Annotated in this window: 18 protein-coding genes; 6 read left to right on the forward strand and 12 right to left on the reverse strand. The window is 69.7% G+C overall.

All coding sequences use genetic code 11. From position 1 onward, the window contains the following. Positions 1-10: 10 nt before the first annotated feature. Positions 11-1480, reverse strand: a complete 1470-nt coding sequence (locus tag FOH10_RS11675; protein ID WP_186000800.1) for a hypothetical protein — start codon at positions 1478-1480, stop codon at positions 11-13. A gap of 189 nt (positions 1481-1669) precedes the next feature. Between FOH10_RS11675 and FOH10_RS11680 the strand changes: the two genes are divergently transcribed. Continuing rightward, on the forward strand, positions 1670-2206 hold the full coding sequence (locus FOH10_RS11680; RefSeq protein ID WP_143980719.1) for a DM13 domain-containing protein: 537 nt from the start codon (positions 1670-1672) through the stop codon (positions 2204-2206). Here the strand turns inward: FOH10_RS11680 and FOH10_RS11685 are convergent. After that, positions 2203-3162 carry a GlxA family transcriptional regulator gene (locus tag FOH10_RS11685; RefSeq protein WP_244961902.1) on the reverse strand — a complete coding sequence of 320 codons (960 nt, stop codon included), beginning with the start codon at positions 3160-3162 and terminating at the stop codon, positions 2203-2205. The genes FOH10_RS11680 and FOH10_RS11685 overlap by 4 nt on opposite strands. An 85-nt stretch (positions 3163-3247) precedes the next feature. Between FOH10_RS11685 and FOH10_RS11690 the strand changes: the two genes are divergently transcribed. Next, positions 3248-3883 carry an HD domain-containing protein gene (locus FOH10_RS11690; protein ID WP_143980721.1) on the forward strand — a complete coding sequence of 212 codons (636 nt, stop codon included), beginning with the start codon at positions 3248-3250 and terminating at the stop codon, positions 3881-3883. On the opposite strand, the gene FOH10_RS11695 is transcribed toward FOH10_RS11690, so the two are convergent. The 3 genes from FOH10_RS11695 to FOH10_RS11705 form a co-directional block, all read right to left on the reverse strand. Then, positions 3884-4606: a PaaI family thioesterase gene (locus FOH10_RS11695; protein WP_143980722.1), complete on the reverse strand. Its 723-nt coding sequence runs from the start codon at positions 4604-4606 to the stop codon at positions 3884-3886. A gap of 78 nt (positions 4607-4684) precedes the next feature. Beyond that, entirely contained in the window at positions 4685-5278 is a 594-nt protein-coding gene (locus FOH10_RS11700; protein WP_143984028.1) for a DUF305 domain-containing protein, read from the reverse strand. A gap of 56 nt (positions 5279-5334) precedes the next feature. After that, positions 5335-6912 (reverse strand): LVIVD repeat-containing protein, encoded by a 1578-nt coding sequence (locus tag FOH10_RS11705; RefSeq protein WP_143980723.1) that lies wholly within the window; start codon positions 6910-6912, stop codon positions 5335-5337. A 299-nt stretch (positions 6913-7211) separates the two neighbouring features. On the opposite strand from FOH10_RS11705, the gene FOH10_RS11710 reads away from it, so the two are divergent. Continuing rightward, the gene (locus FOH10_RS11710; RefSeq protein WP_143980724.1) at positions 7212-7802 is read left to right on the forward strand and encodes a DUF4386 family protein; all 591 of its coding nucleotides are present in this window, start codon (positions 7212-7214) and stop codon (positions 7800-7802) included. Here FOH10_RS11710 and FOH10_RS11715 read toward each other — a convergent pair. The 7 genes from FOH10_RS11715 to FOH10_RS11745 all read right to left on the reverse strand — a co-directional run bounded on the left by FOH10_RS11715 (position 7765) and on the right by FOH10_RS11745 (position 16249). Continuing rightward, positions 7765-8685, reverse strand: a complete 921-nt coding sequence (locus tag FOH10_RS11715) for a 3-methyladenine DNA glycosylase (RefSeq protein WP_244961903.1) — start codon at positions 8683-8685, stop codon at positions 7765-7767. The two genes, FOH10_RS11710 and FOH10_RS11715, sit on opposite strands and share 38 nt — an antisense overlap. After that, on the reverse strand, positions 8682-9746 hold the full coding sequence (locus tag FOH10_RS11720; protein WP_143980725.1) for a hemolysin family protein: 1065 nt from the start codon (positions 9744-9746) through the stop codon (positions 8682-8684). Before FOH10_RS11720 ends, FOH10_RS11715 begins: the two co-directional genes overlap by 4 nt. Further along, positions 9739-11109, reverse strand: a complete 1371-nt coding sequence (locus tag FOH10_RS11725; RefSeq protein WP_143980726.1) for a hemolysin family protein — start codon at positions 11107-11109, stop codon at positions 9739-9741. Before FOH10_RS11725 ends, FOH10_RS11720 begins: the two co-directional genes overlap by 8 nt. A gap of 294 nt (positions 11110-11403) precedes the next feature. Next, a complete protein-coding gene (locus tag FOH10_RS11730) occupies positions 11404-12840 on the reverse strand; it encodes a GuaB1 family IMP dehydrogenase-related protein (protein WP_143980727.1) in 1437 nt (478 codons plus the stop codon). Positions 12841-13234: 394 nt separating this feature from the next. Next, the gene (locus FOH10_RS35555) at positions 13235-14857 is read right to left on the reverse strand and encodes a DEAD/DEAH box helicase (RefSeq protein WP_308212879.1); all 1623 of its coding nucleotides are present in this window, start codon (positions 14855-14857) and stop codon (positions 13235-13237) included. Beyond that, positions 14850-15791 carry a M56 family metallopeptidase gene (locus tag FOH10_RS11740; protein WP_029930604.1) on the reverse strand — a complete coding sequence of 314 codons (942 nt, stop codon included), beginning with the start codon at positions 15789-15791 and terminating at the stop codon, positions 14850-14852. Before FOH10_RS11740 ends, FOH10_RS35555 begins: the two co-directional genes overlap by 8 nt. Positions 15792-15841: 50 nt before the next feature. Beyond that, positions 15842-16249, reverse strand: a complete 408-nt coding sequence (locus FOH10_RS11745) for a BlaI/MecI/CopY family transcriptional regulator (protein ID WP_029930603.1) — start codon at positions 16247-16249, stop codon at positions 15842-15844. 230 nt (positions 16250-16479) lie between these two features. Here FOH10_RS11745 and FOH10_RS11750 point away from each other — a divergent pair, with 230 nt between their 5' ends. The 3 genes from FOH10_RS11750 (at position 16480) to FOH10_RS11760 (ending at position 18402) form a co-directional block, all read left to right on the forward strand. After that, entirely contained in the window at positions 16480-17187 is a 708-nt protein-coding gene (locus FOH10_RS11750) for a hypothetical protein (RefSeq protein ID WP_244961904.1), read from the forward strand. 88 nt (positions 17188-17275) lie between these two features. Continuing rightward, the gene (locus FOH10_RS11755; RefSeq protein ID WP_143980728.1) at positions 17276-17671 is read left to right on the forward strand and encodes a hypothetical protein; all 396 of its coding nucleotides are present in this window, start codon (positions 17276-17278) and stop codon (positions 17669-17671) included. Next, positions 17668-18402, forward strand: coding sequence for a hypothetical protein (locus FOH10_RS11760; protein WP_143980729.1), 735 nt, complete (start codon positions 17668-17670; stop codon positions 18400-18402). The genes FOH10_RS11755 and FOH10_RS11760 overlap by 4 nt, the downstream gene beginning before the upstream one ends. Positions 18403-18510: the final 108 nt, after the last annotated feature.

Consider the following 18510-nt stretch of genomic DNA (forward strand, 5'->3'; position numbering starts at 1 on the left):
CCGATGCAGACTAGTCGGCGGTGGTGGCCAGGGTGACGACCGCGGTCGCGTACGGGCCGAGCTCCAGGACGTCACCCGGATTGTCGCGGACGGCGGCCGGGCCCGCACCGGTCCCGGTGTCCACGACCGCCATCGACCGCGGCCGGTCGGGTGCGGTGCAGCGGACCGCGATCGGATCGGGGTACTTGTTCACCAGCAGGACCTTCCGCTCACCGGCCGCGGTCCGGAAGGCTCGCGCGTGCAGGCGGCCCTCCGGTGCCATGGGGTGTCCGATCGCGGTGTCGAACAGCTCGTCGCCCGGACCGAAATGCTCCAGCAGAAGCTGGAGCACCCGGTAGCGGGCGTTGGGTTCGCCGGTGTTCCAGTCCAGCAGTGACGTTCCCGCGATCATGCCCGGATAGTCCATGAACTCGGCCACGCCGACGATATCGATGCCCAGCTCGGTCAGCCGCGACCACAGGTATGCGATCACCGCACCGCCGAGTGTCCAATAGTCCTGGGGGATATCGGGTTCGGTGCTCATCACGTCCGGTGCGAAGGACCCGATCTCGTTGATGAAGGTCTTCGTGTGCGGAGACAGTCTGCGGCGTATGGAATCGATCAGCAGCACCTGGGTGATGAACCCCTCCGCCTGGGCGAAGAAGGTGCCGCGCCATTCCTCGAACGGCGGATTCCGTTCGGCGCTGGTGGGATCGAGGATATCCGGGGTGGCGTAGAAGTGATACGACACGGCGTCGACCGGAATGCCGGCCCGGTGGTTCGCGGGATCCAGGAAATGCCAGAAGTACTCCGGATCCTGTGTCACCGGACTGAGTGACAGCCCGACGAACTTCATCTCGGGATCGAGTTCCCGCAGCCGCTCCACCACCGCGTCGTAGAGGCGGGTGTAGACCTGCGGTGACAGCCGGTGACCGATATCGGGTTCGCAGAGCACCTCCCAGTAGGCGAATCGGTGCCGGCGCCCGGAGGTGTGGCGTACGCCGAACTGATCGGTGAATCCGCCCGCCAGATACCAGCGGCCGATGCGCTCGAAGTGGTCGGCGACCTCGGTGAGGGTGGGGTCGCGAAATTCGGTGCCCTGCTCGTAATCCCAGTGGATTGCCGCCGGATCATCCTGCGGCGCGACGGGTTGCGCGGTGTGGAACATCCAGGTGGGGATGGTCGCGAAGTTCGCCACCACGGGCCGTCCCGCGGTGGCCGACAGGCAGTCGTCCATGAACTGGTCGAGCTGCGCGAAGTCCCAGGAGGTGTGGCCGTCGACGGGCGGATACAGCTCGGGCACCGACAGTTTCGGCGAAGAGAACCAGGGCAGCAGCCGGACGTAATCGGCTTCCAGTGCGCGCAGTGCGGCGAAGGCCTTGTCGTGTAGGGGTTCACCGCGTCGCAGCGGCGGTGCGGTCCAGACGTGGGTGGTCAAGGTGGTGCATGAGGTGCCGCGGGTAGCGGTCCAGTCGATGGAGAGAGGGAGGGCAGCGGACATCGCCGGAATCCTTTCGGGGGGAACGCCCTCAGGGTAGCTACGGTAACGTAGCTACGCAACGGTTTCTAAGAGTGGGTTCGCGTGAGGTGTGACGAAGGTGTGACGGTGTGTCCCGGCGGGGCGACCAGGCCACGCGGACCAGGTTGAATCGAGACAGCGACGGCGAACACGGAACTCGGAGGATGAAACATGGTGTCGGTACGCAGGCTCACTCGATCCCCCATCGCCTGGGCGGTGGTGGCGGTCCTGGTGGTCGCGCTCGGTATCGGGCTGGCGCTGTTCCAGCCCTGGCGGCTGTTCACCAACACCACGGTCGAGGAGGCGGCGCCCACGGTGAACGCCCCGGTCACCCCCGGTGCGACGCCCGCGCGGCCGCGCACGCTCTACACCGGCGAGTTCATCTCGCACGAGCACGCCACCAGCGGCACGCTGCGGGTGCTCGACCTGGGCAACGGTCAGCGCGTGCTGCGGCTGGAGGACCTCGACACCTCGGACGGGCCCGCGCTGTTCGTGTGGCTCAGTGACGCCCCGGTGCTGCCCGGGCGTGACGGGTGGGGTGTCTTCGACGACGGCGCGTTCGTGAGTCTGGGAAATCTGAAGGGCAACAAGGGGAGTCAGAACTACGAGATTCCCGCCGACGTCGACCTGTCGACACTGCGGAGCGTGTCGATCTGGTGCGACCGGTTCAATGTGTCCTTCGGTGCGGCGGAGTTGCGCACCGCCTAGGCCCGGTGCAGCGCCGTGCGGAAGCGGGTGCGGTAGGCCGAGGGGGTGACGCCGAGGTGGCGCAGGAAGGCGCGGCGCAGTGATTCCTCGCTGCCCAGGCCGCAGCGGTGGGCGGTGCGGGCGATGGATTCGCCCGATTCCAGCAGGGTCTGCGCCGCCTCCAGCCGGACCGCTTCCACGAAGGCGGCCGGGGTGGTGTCGAGATGTTCGCGGAACAGCCGGGTCAGATGCCGGACGCTGAGGGCGGCGCGGTCGGCCATGGCTGGCAGGGAATGGTCGGCGGTGGGATCGGCGAGGACGTCGTCGAGCAGGGCGCGCAGCGGATCGTGGCGGGGGCGGGGCAGCCGCGCGGCCACCGAGAACTGGGATTGCCCGCCCGGCCGCTGTAGGAAGACCACCAGGTCCCGCGCCACATCCCGGGCCAGCTCCGCACCCTCGTCGGCCTCCACCAGTGCCAGCGCCAGATCGATACCGGCGCTGACACCGGCCGAGGTGTAGACCGTGTCGTCGCGCACGTAGATGGCGTCCGGCTCCACCGTCACCCGCGGGTGCGCGCGAGCGAGCGTGGCGGCGTGCCGCCAGTGTGTGGTGGCGCGGCGGCCGTCGAGCACGCCCGCCTGCGCGAGGGCGAAGGCGCCGGTGCACACCGACGCGATCCGGCGCGCACCGGCGGCGAAATCCGGTATGGCGGAAATTAGTTCGGGCGGTGCGGGAGCCTGCGGCAACCGCGCGGAGCCCGGAATCAGCACCGTGTGCGCGCCCCGGACATCGGCGTAGGAGGTGTGCGCCGTGAGACTCGTCCTCGCCGAGGTGGTGACCGGACCGCCGTCCGGCGAACACAGCACGAGCTCGTATCCGCCGCCCAATGCCAGTGCGGTGCTGAAGACTTCCATCGGGGCGGTGGCGTCCAGCAGGCGGACGCCGTCGTACACCGCCACCGCGATCGTGCGGCTCACCCCCGCGAGCTTAATGGCCGAATCCGAGGGGTTCGCGGCCGGATGGCCATGGTGGCGGTGCGGGCGGACGGGCGAAGCTCGATCCATGACCACGATCGCCGATATCGCCATCCCCGACAGCGCCCTGGCCCGCGAGGCCACCGAACTCGTCCGCGACGCCGCCGCGCCGCTGATCTACGATCACTCCCGGCGGGTATTCCTGTTCGGCGCGCTCCAGGGCCGCCGCCGCGGCCTCGACTTCGACGCCGAACTGCTCTACATCGGCGCACTGTTCCACGATCTCGGCCTCACCGACCGCTACCGCACCGACGACCAGCGGTTCGAGATCGACGGCGCGGACGAGGCGCGCAAATTCCTGCACGCCCACGGGATCGCCGACCAGCGCGCCGATCTGGTGTGGACCGCCATCGCACTGCACACCACCCCGGAGATCCCGACCCGCATGGCACCCGAGATCGCGCTGGTGACAGCGGGAGTCGAACTGGATGTGCTCGGCATCGGCTATCACGACATCAGCGCCGAGCAGCGGGCCGCGGTGGTGGCCGCGCATCCGCGGCCCGAATTCAAACGACGCATCCTGGCCGCCTTCACCGACGGCATCGCGCACCGTCCGGCCACCACCTTCGGCAATGTGAAAGCCGATGTGCTGGAACGGTTCTCGCCGGGCTTCACGCGAACGAACTTCGTCGCGGTGATCGAGGGCTCGGCCTGGCCGGAGTGATCAGGCGGTGCGCGGGGCGACCCAGAGCGCCTCGGCGACCGCGCACGGCTGCCCGTCCGGGGTCGACAGTGCCACGCCGACAGTGTGTTTGCGGCCGTCCCGGTGCTGGGCCCAGGCGTAGGCGATGTATTCGGCGCCGGCGAGGACGGGCTGCGTCTGGGTGGCGGTCAGGGCCGCGGTGACCGCGCCCTGGCCCATGCCCTGGAACACCCAGGCCGCGATGCCGCCGGGGCAGTCCAGGGTGGACCAGACCACTTCGGGCGGGAGCTCCCCGTGCTCGTCGGCCAGGCCCGGATCGGGCGTCCAGGCGGCGGCCATGACCCGGCGGTCGGGGGTGGCCCACGGGAACAGCCGCAGTCCGTGGCCGGGTTCGCACAGCACGCCGCAGCCGTAGCAGTCGGTGACCTGGCGATCGGGAGAGGACAGCGCCGCTTCGGTGGCGCGTTTGGCCTCCGACCAGGACGGCGCGTCCGGTGGAGCGAGGGTGAGCGCCGCGGGCGCGGCCTCGGCCAGCAGCAGGCCGTCGGCGTCGGACAGCGCGGTGCGGTCGGGGTCGGCGGCGATGGTGACGGGCGCGCCGACCGGTACCGCCCGGCGGAAGTCGACCCGGACCGTATCGGCCCCGGCGTGCCGGGCCAGCATGCCCGCGACATAGCCGCCGAACGCCACCCGCGGATAGCCGTGGATATGTTCCGGAATGGTGAGGGTCTGCGGCTGGGCCATGCTCTCGATCAACCTCTCCCGGCCCCGGTGGGCCGTCGAACGCTATCGACGATACCGACGGGCCGGTGGGGCGCGGAGTCAGGGCAGTGGTTGTGCGCCGCGCTGGGCCAGCATGATGGTCATGATGCCCGCCTCCTGGTTCTGGGCGGTCATCATCGCCCGCGCCGCCTCTTTCACCGGGCCCGAGGTGAGCAGTTCGTCGGCGGCCTTCGCCATGGTGACGCCGCCCAGATGATGGCGCAGCATCAGTTGCAGGAACAGGGTTTCGGCGTCGGCCCCGCGAGCGGCGGCGAGGGCGTCGAGTTCGCCCCAGGTGGCCATACCGGGCATGAGTCCGTCGGAATTCGTGGCCGTGGTGGTGGGGGCGGTCGAATGATGATGGGCGGCAGTGGTGTCGCCGTCGTGCATCCAAGCCATCGGCTCGCGACCGCCGGGGGAGACGTCGGCCAGCCGCAGCCAGCCCAGCATGGTGCCGATCTCCACCCGCTGAGTGTCGGAGATCTGCTGCGCCAGTTGCCGAATCACCGGATCGGCGGCCGGATCCAGGCGCTGCACCATGAGCAGCGCCTGTTCGTGGTGGGTCAGCATATCCCGGGTGAACCCGATCTCGACCGGATCCAGGACCGGGGGTGCGGTCCGGTCGTCGGGAATCAGGCTGGGGCGCAGCGCCATACCGATCGCCACCAGCAGCAGCGCCGCCGCCACGTAGGCGACGGCACGCAGCCGGTTCACGAGCCGACCACGGACTGCTGATCGGCGGGCGGGGTGTACACGCGCTCGTCGAGTTGCAACACCATGAACCCGTTGTCGTTGCAGCTGGTCCACAGGTGGCTGCCGTGCCACTCCGGCGGGGCGAAGCACCAGTCGGTGGACAGGTCGCCGAAGGCCAGCATGCCCGAGCGCTGCGACAGCGCCTGCCCGAGGTCGAACTGCCCCTCCAGGATGGCGCGCGCCGCCGACGGGAACTCCATGGCGGGCACGCCGATCAGCGAGGCCAGCGCGTGCGGGGAGTTCCACAGCTCCAGATTGCGGCCGGTGCGGGCGGGCGGGTTGAAGTAGGCGATCTCGCGAATGGCGAACGGATCGCGCACATCGAAGACCCGGATGCCGGAGGACTCCCAGCCGCAGGCCAGCGCGGTGGGATTCGCGGGCCGGTCGGCGGCGCAGTAGTGGGCGTCGTAGGAGAACACCGAACCGCCCATCGACGACGCGACGAGGGAATCCTGATGCTGCGGCAGGTTGATCTCCAGCTTGATCTTGGCGGCTACCGTCGGCGCGGTCTCGTCGGCGATGTCGATGAGTTTCACACCGCCGGAACCGCCTTCGTCCACCGTGAACAGGAACGGGTGTCCGTCGTAGGTGACCGGCACGCTGTGCTGGGTCGCCCAGCCGTCGGTCCAGAACACCCGGCCCAGATGCGGTACCTGCGGATTCGGGTCGCGGCGTTGCACGGCGCTGATATCGAGCACGGTGAAACCGCCGAGCGCGGACAGGTACATGCGATTGCCGTCTGGGCTGATGCCGAACCCGTGCGCCTCGATACCGGTCAGGCCCTGCCAGATGACATGCGGGTTCGCGGGGTCGGTCAGGTCGATGGCGCTCACGAAGCCGGGCGCGATACCGGAGGCCCAGTAGGTGCGCCCGTCGGGGGAGAACCCGCCCTCGTGCGTGGTGATCGGCAGCGGCATGAGCAGATTCGTGCCCGGTCCCGGATTCAGCAGGCGCGGATGCGCGCAGTCGGAGATGTCGTAGACCGACAGGTACCCCGCACCCTCACCGATCGGAACCCCGGTGCCCACCAACAGCTTCCGCTCCGCATTGACCTTGAGCGACTCCCACGTCCCGGCCAGCATGGCCGGTTCGGTGAGGGTGGCGGTCACCACCGGGTTGGTCGGATCGGAGACGTCGAGCACCTGCACGCCCTGCGACGGCCCGAGAATATTGCCGGGGAAGAACGACCCGGTGTACGAGCAGTGCTCGAAGGTGGCCGAGGTGATCCCCGCCCCCCGCCCGACGTACCCGCCGACGAAGGTCATATTGCACCGGTACCCCTGCGCGCTGCGTCCGCTGCTGCGATCGGCGGCCGGAACATCGCCCTGCAATCCGGGCTCCGGCATGGCCCCCGGCCCGCAGTCGGCACGCGGCACGGCGGTGCGCCCCACATCGAGGAACTCCCGCACCGCATTCTGAATATCGGATTGCAGATCCGCCGACGCACCCCCGATCGGCAGCACGGCCGCCGCCAGCAGCGCCGCCGCCACCACGACGACAGGCTTGGACCGACGCACATTCGTCCACCGCGACATTGCGGTCACCCCGACCTTCTCCCGGACATCAGTGTCAGTGATTCGGGGCACACGCGAGTGCGGACTGTGGCCCCGGATACGGTCATAAGTTAATGGACAATCTGACCGACCGGTAGGGTTTGGCGAGGATTGGCGACTCCGGTCAGCCCACCGTCGACTCCTTCGTGCTGTGGGAGGTGCCGTATAGCCGGCAGAGCGTGGCAGCGGTCGTGCGGCCGGGACCGCAGCGGTGCACTCTCAGGTGTCGAACCGGGGTTTTCCCGGAGGTCGCGGCGCAATCGAGCTGTCACGATACTGCGGTGAAATTCTTTGGAGCGCTGCTGGTTTCCGCGTCACTGTGTATTTCCGGCTACGGCGTGCTGCGTCTGATCGGTCGCGCCGATGGCCAGTACGGCCCCGGACCGGACTGGCAGGCGGCTCACCTGGCCGGACTGCTCGGCATGCTGTTGTTCGTCCCGATCGTGCTGGCCATGGCTCGGCTGCTACCCCGATCACGCGTGCGCGCCGCCACGACGGCAGCCACTCTGATCGGTCTGACCGCCGCCGTGGTCCAGTTCTGCGCCGATATCGCCCTCGCGGCGCTGGCCGCCGACAAGGCCGACCTGTCCCGCCGGGCCGACGACTTCGCCGATCTGCCGGGCATTCGACCCGCCGTCTACACCGTTGGCCCGCAACTGTTCTTCATCGGGCTGATCGTCCTCGCCGCGCTGCTCGCCCACCACCGCCTGCTACCCCGCTGGAGCCCGCTCGTAGTGGCGGTCGGCTTCCTGCTGCCGAGCCTGACCCTCGATCTGCTGCCCGTCACCGGTATCGGTCTGGCGATCGCCCTCGCGCCGCTGACGGCCCGGCGGCTCACCGATCGGCCGCTGTCAGGAGCGTTCGACAGGTAGCCGTCAGCCTGGTCCGCAGCGTTTCGGCCCGCTGGGCGATCTGGGCCTGCTGGCGGACGTATTCGGCGCGGCCGGACGGGGTTTCGATGGGGATCGGGGTGTAGCCGTAGGTGGTGAGGTCGTAGGGGCTGGCCCGCATGTCGAGTTCGCGGGCGGCGCAGGCCAGGGCGAAGCAGTCGAAGAGGAGGTCGGAGTCGATGAGCGGGGTGAGTTTGAAGCCCCACTTGTAGAGGTCCATGTTGGCGTGCAGGCAGCCGGGTTGTTCGCGGGCGATCTGGTCGGCGCGGGTGAGGTGTTCGGCGTTGCGGGGGGCGGCGTCCGGGGTGAAGAAGCGGTAGGCGTCGAAGTGAGTGCAGCGCAGTTGCATGGATTCGACGACCGCGTCGGTGCCCGCGGTGCCGAGGCGCAGCGAGACCTGCTGGTGGCGGATGTCGTCGGTGCGGTACACCATGGCCCATTCGTGCAGGCCGAAGCAGGACAGTTGGGCGGGGCGGGCGGCGGTCGCCGCCAGCAGGTCGGCGACGAAGGCGATGGTGTCGCGGCGCTTGGCGAGAAAGGCGGGGGCCGCGGTCCACGCGGTGCCGTCACCGTCCGGTGCGGATAGTGGAATCCCTTGGTAGCCGCGGTAATCCGCGTACTCGACGGCATCGGCGAGCGCCACCCCGTAGCCCGGATGCCATCGCTTCAACTGCGCGGGCTTGTGCCCGTAATAGGTGAACAGGAAGTCGATCACCGGATGGGTGGAACCGGCCGCCCGCTGCCGCAGATACGGCCCGATCAGCGCGTCCACCCGGTCCCGGTGGGCGGCGGCGCGGTCGCGCCACTCGGTTCGCGGCAGGATCCGCGGCCCGAGCACCCGTAGTTCACCGTCCGACATGCTCATTCCGCGAGCCGGTGGGTGGCGTCGCGGACGGTGCCCACGAATTCCTCCACCAGATCCTCCAGGGCCACGATGCCGACCGTGGTGCCGCGCCCGTCCACCACCCGGCCGAGGTGGGAGTTGGTGCGCCGCAACCGGGCCAGCGCCTCGAACAGGGTGGCCCCGCTGCTCACGCTGGGCAGCGGCCGGATATCGGTGCGCGGGATCGGGGTGTCGGGTCCGGCCTTGTCGTCGGCGACCAGGTCGAGGACATCCTTGACGTGCAGGTAGCCGACCAGCGAGCCGTCGGTGGCGCGGACCGGGTAGCGGGAGTAGCCGGTCTCGGCCACCGCGGATTCGATATCGCCGAGGGTGGTGCCGTCGCCGCGCAGCGGGGCGGACCGCACCTTGGCCAGCGGCACCATCACATCGGCGACCAGGCGGTCGCTGGAGCCGAGCGCCTGGGTGAGGCGGCGATGCTCCTCCTCGTCCAGCAGCCCCTCGGAGTGGGATTCGCCGAACATCTCCGCCAACTCCACCGAGGAGACGGTGGCGTCGAGTTCGTCCTTGGGTTCGATGCGCAGCGCCCGCAGCGTCAGATTCGCCGCCAGGTTGTAGAGCGCGATGAGCGGACGCGCCAGCCGCAGCCACATCAGATGCACCGGAACCAGCAGCAGCGCCATCCGTTCCGGCCCGGCCAGGGCGATGTTCTTCGGGATCATCTCGCCGAGCAGGATGTGCAGCACCACCACGACGGTGAGCGCCACGGCGAAGGCGATCGGGTGCAGCAGCTGATCCGGGACGCCGATCAGGTGGAACGGCCGCTCCAGCAGATGCGCCACCGCGGGTTCACCGACCCGGCCCAGCAGAATGGAGCAGATGGTGATGCCCAGTTGCGCCGCCGCCAGCATCATGGACAGATTCTGCGCCGCCTCGATCACCGTGGTGGCGCTGCGCTTGCCCTGTGCCGCAAGGGCTTCCAGCCGGTCGCGGCGGGCGGAGATGAGCGCGAACTCGGCGCCGACGAAGAAGGCGTTGCCGAGCAGCAGGAAGACGGTGAGCAGGACCGCGAGCCAATCACCCATGTCGCTGCTCCCAGTTCGCGAGGCCCTCGGCGTCGACCGGGCGCAGCAGCACGCGGTCGATGCGATGGCCGTCCATCCGCTCCACCTTGGCGATCCAGCCGCCGCGGGTGTGCGGTTCGAAGGCGTTGTCGGAGTGGGGGAGCAGCACCTCGTCCCCGGCCGCCGGTATCCGGCCCAGCTGGGTCAGCACCAGCCCGCCCAGGGTCTCGTACTCGCCCTCGGGCGCGTGGTATCCGGTGGTGGCCGAGACCTCGTCGATGCGCAGCAGGCCCGAGCAGTTCCAGCCCGCGGCGGTGCGGCGCACGTCGAGTTCCTCCTCGTCGTGCTCGTCGCGCACATCGCCGAGGATCTCCTCGATGAGATCCTCCATGGTGACGATGCCCGCGGTGCCGCCGTACTCGTCGACCACCAGGGTCACCTGCATACCGTCGGCGCGCACGCGTTCGAGCACCTCGTCGCCGTCCAGGGAGGCGGGCACGATCGGCACCGGCTGCGCGATGGACTTCAGCCGGATGCTGCGCCGGGCCCGCACCGGGTGCAGGAACGCCTGTTTGATGTGCACGATGCCGAGCGTGTTGTCCAGATCGCCGTCGATGACGGGGAACCGCGAATAGCCGGTGCGGCCCGCGGCGGCGATGAGGTCGGCGATGGTGTCGTCCTGGTCCAGGGTTTCGATCTTCACGCGCGGGGTCATGAGCTCCTCGGCGGAGCGTTCACCGAAACGCAGCGACCGGTCCACCACCTGCGCGGTGCGCTGGTCGATCGCGCCGTGCAGGGCCGAGGTGCGCACCAGCGACCCCAGTTCCTGCGGTGAGCGCGCCGACCGCAGCTCCTCGGCCGGTTCGATGCCCATCCGGCGCACCGCCCAGTTCGCGGTGCCGTTCAGGAAATTGATCATCCACCGGAAGACGGCCGAGAACGCCACCATGGGCCCGGCGGTGAAGCGCGCGGTTTCCAAGGGTGCGGCGATGGCGATGTTCTTGGGCACCAGCTCGCCGTAGATCATGGACAGCGAGGTGGCCAGAATCAGCGCCAGCGCCAGCGAAATGCCGTGCGCGATACCCGAACTCAGGCCGATGGCGGTGAACAGCGGTTCCAGCAGCCGCGCCAGCACCGGCTCGGCGATATAGCCGGTGATCAGCGTGGTGATGGTGATGCCCAGCTGTGCGCCGGAGAGCTGGAACGACAGGGTGCGATGCGCCTGGCGCACCTGCCGGGCCGGGCGGTCGCCCTCGCGGGCGTGCGCCTCCACGGTGGAGCGTTCCAGAGCGGTGAGCGAGAACTCGGCGGCCACGAACAAGGCCGTCCCGGCGGTCAACGCCAGGAAGCCGAGCAGAGCGAGCAGGGTGAACACGGTGGACACGGTCAGCACCACCGAGCAGTCGGTGCTGGGAGAGCGATGGCGCCGGGTTTGTCACCCGGCTCGGTAGACGAGCCCTCCTGAGCGGCGCCCTCGGACGCGGGTGACAACTGGTTCCTTTCGCAGATCGAATACGGGGTGCGGGGCCGGTGCGGATATGCGAGATCGCCGCCGCGGCGACCCCGGCTGCCCTCATGCTACCGGCAGCACGGGCCGGTGAGCGCGTCGGACGCGCGAAACCGGGTGGTCCCGGAGTTCGTCTCCGGAACCACCCGGCTCAGGTGCGTGGGCGCGCTGTCACCAGCCGGACGGCAGCGGGCGTCCCTCGGCGAAACCGGCCGCCGACTGCACGCCCAGAATGGCGCGCTCGTGGAACTCCGCCAGGTTGCTCGCGCCCGCGTAGGTGCAGGAGCTGCGCACACCGGAGGTGATGTGGTCGAGCAGATCCTCCACGCCGGGACGCTCGGGATCCAGCCGCATGCGCGAGGAGGAGATGCCCTCCTCGAACAGCGCCTTGCGGGCGCGGTCGAAGGCGGAGTCCGCGGCGGTGCGGGCGGCGACGGCGCGCTTGGACGCCATGCCGAAGCTCTCCTTGTAGCGGTTGCCGTCGCGGTCGATGCGCAGATCGCCGGGCGATTCGTAGGTGCCCGCGAACCAGGAGCCGACCATCACGTTGGCCGCGCCGACCGCGAGCGCCAGGGCCACGTCGCGCGGGTGGCGGACACCGCCGTCGGCCCACACGTGCTTGCCGAATTCCTTGGCGGCGGCGGCGCATTCGGCCACGGCCGACAGCTGCGGGCGGCCCACGCCGGTCATCATGCGGGTGGTGCACATGGCGCCGGGGCCGACACCGACCTTGATGATGTCCGCGCCCGCCTCGATGAGGTCGCGGGTGCCCGCCGCGGAGACCACGTTGCCCGCCACGATCGGCACGCCCAGATCCAGTCCGGAGACCGAGCGCAGCGCCTCCAGCATCTTGCCCTGGTGGCCGTGCGCGGTATCCATGACCAGCACGTCGGCGCCGGCGTCGACCAGGGCCTTGGCCTTGGCCGGGATATCGCCGTTGATGCCGACGGCGGCGGCGATGCGCAGCTTGCCGTGCGCGTCGACCGCGGGCTGGTAGATGCCGGTGCGGACGGCGCCGGTGCGGGTCATCACGCCCGCCAGGCTGCCGTCGCCGTTGACCAGCACGGCGATGGTCGAGTGGTTGTGCTCGAGCAGATCGAAGATGTCGCGCGGCGAGGTGGCGGCGTCGGCGGTGACGAAATCGGTGTCGGCGACGGTGCGCAGCCGCGCGAAGCGGTCCACGTCGGCGCAGGAGCTCTCGGTGACCACACCGACCGGCTTGCCGTCCTCGACCACCACGACCGCGCCGTGTGCGCGCTTGTGGATGAGGCCGAGCGCGTCGGACACCGAATGCTCCGGGCTCAGCACCACCGGCGTGTCGGCGGTGAGCGAGCGGCTCTTCACGAAACCGATGGTCTCGGCGGCGGCCGGGATCGGCAGATCCTGCGGCAGCACCACCAGTCCGCCGCGGCGCGCCACGGTCTCGGCCATACGCTTGCCCGCGACGGCCGTCATATTGGCGACGACGACGGGAATGGTGGTGCCGGTCCCGTCGCTGGTGGACAGGTCGACATCGAATCGCGACGTCACATCCGTCCGGCTGGGGACGAGGAAGACATCGTCGTAGGTCAAGTCGTAGGGCGGGTTATGCCCGGGGAGGAACTGCACGGTTCTGTTCGCCTCATAGGTTTGACGTCGGGATTTGCGGTCGTGGCCATGCTACGGAGGCAGGTTTGGGGCACAAATCACGCTGGCGGTGCTTCAACCTGATGTCACACATGCAGCGGTCCAGTGTACCGGGTGATGGTCGCGTTTCCGGCTGTGCCATGTGACACGTCGCGGATCGCATCGGCGACGCGCGGGTCGCCGCCCCGGCCGGTGTCGGTGCTCGGTTCGTGACGATTCGTGCGACCGCCGCCGCGACACCCTGAACGACCCACCCGGGTGGGGTGGTGGTGTGGGGCGCGGAGGGCCGGGCGAGCGGGGGTGCTGCCGGGCGTGGCGACGACGCACCCGGAACGGCGCGTCCGTCACCGCAGGTATGGCGCTCGCGCCGGTGCCGTCAGCGGCTCCGGCGAGCGGACCCGGGCTTGCGCTTCTTGGTGTGGACGCGACTGCCCGAGCGCGAGGTGGGGCGGGGGCGGCGCGGCTCGCCGGGTGAAACCTGTTGGGGTGCGGTGGTTTCGGGTTCGATGTGCGAGGCCGGGTCCGGGACCGGGACGCCGGACGGGCGGCGCGCGCCGATGAGTTCGGCCAGGCGGCGGTCACCGGGGCGGGCGTCGATATCGGTGACGGAAACGCCCGCCGCGGACACGATCGCGGCCCACGGCTCCTGGTCGGCGGGGGTGACGATGGTGACCACGGTGCCGGTCGCGCCCGCGCGGGCGGTGCGGCCCGCACGGTGCACGTAGTCCTTCGGGTCGGCCGGCGGATCGACGTGCACGACGAGATCGATGCCGTCCACATGGATGCCGCGCGCGGCCACGTCGGTGGCGACCAGCACCGGGGCGGTGCCGTCGGCGAAGGCGGCCAGGGTGCGCGTGCGCTGGTTCTGCGCCTTGCCGCCGTGCAGCGCGGCGGCAGCGACGCCCGCCTCGCGCAGGCGGCGGGCGAGTTTGTCGACGCCGTACTGGGTGCGCACGAACAGCAGGGTGCGACCCGCGCGGGCGGCGATCTCGGCGACGACCGCGTACTTGTCGCCGCGGCGCACCCGCACGGCGTAATGGCCGACCGCACGGTCACCGGGACGGCCGGTCGGTACCCGAATGTCGTCCGTCGCTCGCGATCGTCCGGGCAGGGGGGCGTCGCCCGTCTCCTGGGCGGCGACGGCGGCCGCGGAATCGGCTTCCTCACCTGGGGGGTTCGGTGTATCCGACGCGCCCACCGCGCGACCTTCGTCGCCGGTGCCCGGGAAATGGTGTGGGGGAAGGTCGCCCCGCGCGGTTTCCCCGGGCCGCCCGGAGACCGTGTGCCGCACGGGATCTCGCAGGTAGCGCGCGACCAGTCCGTCCACGGCCTGGTCCAGGGTGGCGGAGAACAGCAGTTTCTGCGCGTCCTCGGGGATCCGGTTGAGGACGGCCGTGAGTTGCGGGAGGAAGCCGAGTTCGGCCATGTGGTCGGCCTCGTCCACGGTGATCGCGCGCACCTCGGACAGGTCCGCCGCGCGGCGGCCGATCAGGTCGGTGAGGCGGCCGGGGGTGGCGATGAGCAGGTCGACGCCGCGGGCGAGGCGCTCCTCCTGGCGTTTGATCGGCAGGCCGCCGACGGCGGAGGCGAGGCGGATGCCCTGCGACAGGGCGGGTTCGTCCAGCGCGGCTTCGATCTGCTGCGTCAATTCCCTTGTGGGCGCGAGGATCACACCGCGTGGACGGCCGGGACGGGCGGGTGCCCCGGACAGTCGAACCAGCATCGGTACACCGAAGGCGAGCGTTTTGCCCGAACCCGTGGCGGCCCGGCCCAGCACATCGCGTCCGGCCAGCACATCCGGGATCACCGCACCCTGGATGGGGAACGGCCGCTCGATCCCGTCGCGGCGCAGCGCGTGCACGAGCACCGGCGGCAGACCCAGATCGGCGAAGGTCAGCGGCCGGGAGACGACCGCGTAACGCACGGTCTCCTCGGCCCGCGCGAAGCCCGGATTTCGATCCCGGGCGGCGGTGTCGTCGGACGCGGCGGGGTCAGGCACTGATCAGCAGCCTGTGCAGCTCGGTGAGCCACGGAATGGCGACCGCGAGGGTGGGCACCACCAGGATGGCGGCGGCGGCCAGGTACGCGGCGGCGGCCTCGCGCACGCTGCCGAGCGGTCCGGCGAGGCGCTGAATGCGGATCAGCGTGGTGGGTCCGCCGACGGCCATCGCACCTTGCGGGGCAACCGAATTCGAGCAGGCCACCAGTGCGCGCGCCAGCGGCGTCGCCCCGGTGACCTTCACGGCGGAGTCGTCGGCCAGCAGTTCGATGAGCAGCTTCACCGAATCGAGCGCGGATTTGGAGCGCACCACCCGCGGGAACGCCTCATGCGCGGCGGTGAACGCCTCCAACACGAGGTCGTGGCGGGCGCGCAGATGCGAGCGCTCATGGCTGACGATGGCGGTGAGCTCCGCATCGGAGAGATTGGTCACGGTGCCCTGCGAGAGCACCACGCGCTGGCGGATGCCCGGCAGGCAGTAGGCGATCGGCTCGGCGGCGGCCAGTACCCGGATATCCGCGGCCTTGCGCTGCACGCTGGGCTGATCGAGCAGGTCGACGAGCATGCGGTGGCGGGCGCGGCGGCGGCGGGTGTGGATGCCGACGCGGATCACCGACCAGATGAGCCGACCGCCGATCATGAGGGTCAGCGCGAAGACGGTGACATAGGCCAGCCACAGCGGCAGCCCCAGCACATCGATCTCGGCGTAGGGCGACGTGGTGGGCCGCCCGTCCGGGCCCGGCACCAGCAGTCGGCTGGCGATGGCCAGCCCGGAGCCGAAGGCGCTGAGCACGGCGGCCAGCGCGATGGCCTGCCAGAGCACCAGTGCCGCACGGGGATTGCGATACGGCCAGGTGGCTCTGCTGAGCAGCGCCGGAGCCGGTCCCGCCAGAAACAACGCGAGACCGGCGAAAACCGGCGCGGTTACATCCATTCCTCAGCTCACTACGTTGTGGGGGCTAGGCGCCGAGGCAGGTGCGGCGATCAGACTCCCGTATCGTCGGTCGGCTTCCCGCGTGCTGCCTCGTTCGCTTCGAGCTTAGCGAGTGCGTCCCGCAATGCGGCAGCCTCATCCTTACCGACCTGTTCGACGAAGTGTACGAGAGCCGCGCGGCGGCTACCTACTTCGTCGGCCTGCTGCAATGCGTCCACCATGAGCGAGGCCACGAGTTCGTCGCGAGTATGCACGGGGGCGTAGCGGTGTGCGCGGTCGTCGCGCTGCTGCACCACCAGGCTCTTCTTCGCCAATCGCTGGAGCACCGTCATCACCGTGGTGTACGCGAGTTCGCGGCGCTGCGCGAGAGCTTCGTGGACTTGCCGCACCGTTTGTGGTTCATCGGCCGACCACAGTTGGTCCATGACCGCTTTCTCGAGTTCACCAAGACCTGCCATTCCCCGATTCTACGGAGTCAACGACGCGCACGCGTACTACAGGTTGTCGTAACCGGGTGATAGCCGGTGTGGTATTGGTCATACCGGCTCGCCCTGTGTCGCACCGCGTCCCATGCGCACGACGGCGCCGAACTACTGGCATTACGGCTTCGAGCATTGCATTCTCTAACTAGGTAAGCCTAACCTATCTTTTCGATTCGGCCTGTTTGTTCACGGAGGAGGAGGTTCGCGTGCCCGAACCCATGACCGTATGCCCGCTGCGTGATTCCCAGCTCGTCTTCGAGCGGACCTGCGCTCGGCTGCGCGCCCTGCAACCGGAACACCCGCGTGTCTACGCCGTGGCGGCCATGGCCGATCAGGGCAAGCGGCGCTGGTGGCGCCTGACCGACGGTGTTCGCGAGGGCCGCATCGAACTCATGTACCGCCGCCACGCCGCCGAGATGACGAACGCCGACATCGCCGCCGAGGTCGTCGCCACCGCCCTCATCCATGCCGTGGTCGGCCGGGTGGTGGCCCTGCTGGTGGCCGAGGGCCGTGCCTGGGATCCGGGTCTGGAGAACCTTTGGATCCACACCGACAACGACGGCGGCATCGACTGGGCTGGCTTGGCCGACACCACGATTCGCGTCGTCGACGGCGACGGCCTGGACGGTGAGCGCGGCGTGGTCACGCTGCCCTGCGACCGGGCGCTGTACGTCTGGCTCGCGCACCGCCTCGAACCCGCCCTCGACCTCGTTCAGCAGGCCTTGGCGCGCTGCGCCGCTCTCCCTGCCCGCCGGTTCTGGACCCTGGTCGGCGAATCCATCGTCGGTGCGGCCACCTACGTCCCGGCCCTCGCGGGCACCTCCTCGACCATGGGGGCCTGCCGCGGCCAGCACCTGCTGGCCGCCCTCGAGGAACGCGGGCTGCCGGTCCGTAAAACCTGCTTCATCAGGTGACGCGCCCGCCGCTACCGAACCGACGCCTCAATCGGGCGCGGATCCGCCCTCCTACCTGCGGTGTCCCAACTCTGCAATACTATGACCCGTGAGCGAGCGTATGGAGCGGTTCCTTCGGTGGCGAGACGATATCGCGGATGGTGACAGCGAGCGCGCCATCGCGGCGCGGATGGGTATCGGCAACAACCGGGTCGGACGCCATCTGCGCGAGAGCGATCCACCGGTCGCCGAAACCGTGATCGACTTCGCCCGCGCCTACGGTGCGAACCCGGTGGACGGGCTCGTCGCGGCCGGACTGCTCACCCGCGACGAGGCCCTGCGCGCGGCGGCCAGTGAACCGCTGCGCACCGCGTCGGCTCTGCAACTACTCGAGGAACTGGCCCGACGGGAGAGGGAGCGCGTGCACGCCGAGCGTGAGACCGGGGATTCGCCGCCGAAACGCCGCCGTTGGCGGCGCGACCTCGGGGAAGGACTGCTCACATGAGCGCCGGTGTGGTCGAGTACCTCCTCGCCTGCGTCGTCGCCCTGGCCACCATCGCGCTGCGGCTCACCGTATGGCGTACCCGGCACGGGTCGCGGCCGTTCACGATCGCGCTGAGTCTGCTCCTGCCCGGCATCGTACTGCGACACCCGCTGCTGCTCGAGCGGGACTGGCTGCCGCAGGACTCCTTCGCGGGCACCTACCTGACGAACTTCACCGATCTGGTCGGTGATCTGCTGATCGTCGCGGCCGGTGCATACCTGTTCACGGTGGTGGCGCGGGCATGGGGGCGGGAGGATCTGCGGCCGTGGATCGTCCGCGTCTTCACTGCCGGCGGCATGGTGATGGTGGTGCTGTGGGCCGTGTCCGACGCGCCGCGTACCCAGACGAAATATGTCGGCTACCTGGGCGGGGCGGCGCAGGTGTACTCGTATGTGGCGGCCGGTCTGGTGCTGGTGGCGAATCTGGCGGTACTGCTGTCGGTGGTGGCGGCGCGCCTACCGCGCGGTATGCGGCTGTCGCTGATCCCGCTCGGACTGGCCGCGCTGCTCGGGGTGTCGGAGAGTCTGCTGCGCATCGGCAGCCATATCGCGCCCGGTGTTCTCGCCGCGCCGCGCGACATCGTGGGCTGGCAGCTGTCGGTGGCCATGATCGTGCTCTACGCGCTGTCCGGTCTGATCGGGCACATCGCGTACGGGCGGGTGGTCGGCGAATCCGAGCGTGCGGTGCGCTGAAATCAGCCAAGCGTTGCAATGTTCACACAGTTTGTTGCAAAAACAGGTTGCATCGGGCGGGGTGGTGCCGGAGCATGAGTGGTCGACAGGAAGGGTCTGATACACCAT

The organism is Nocardia otitidiscaviarum (assembly GCF_007362295.1).
GTDB lineage: Bacteria > Actinomycetota > Actinomycetes > Mycobacteriales > Mycobacteriaceae > Nocardia > Nocardia otitidiscaviarum.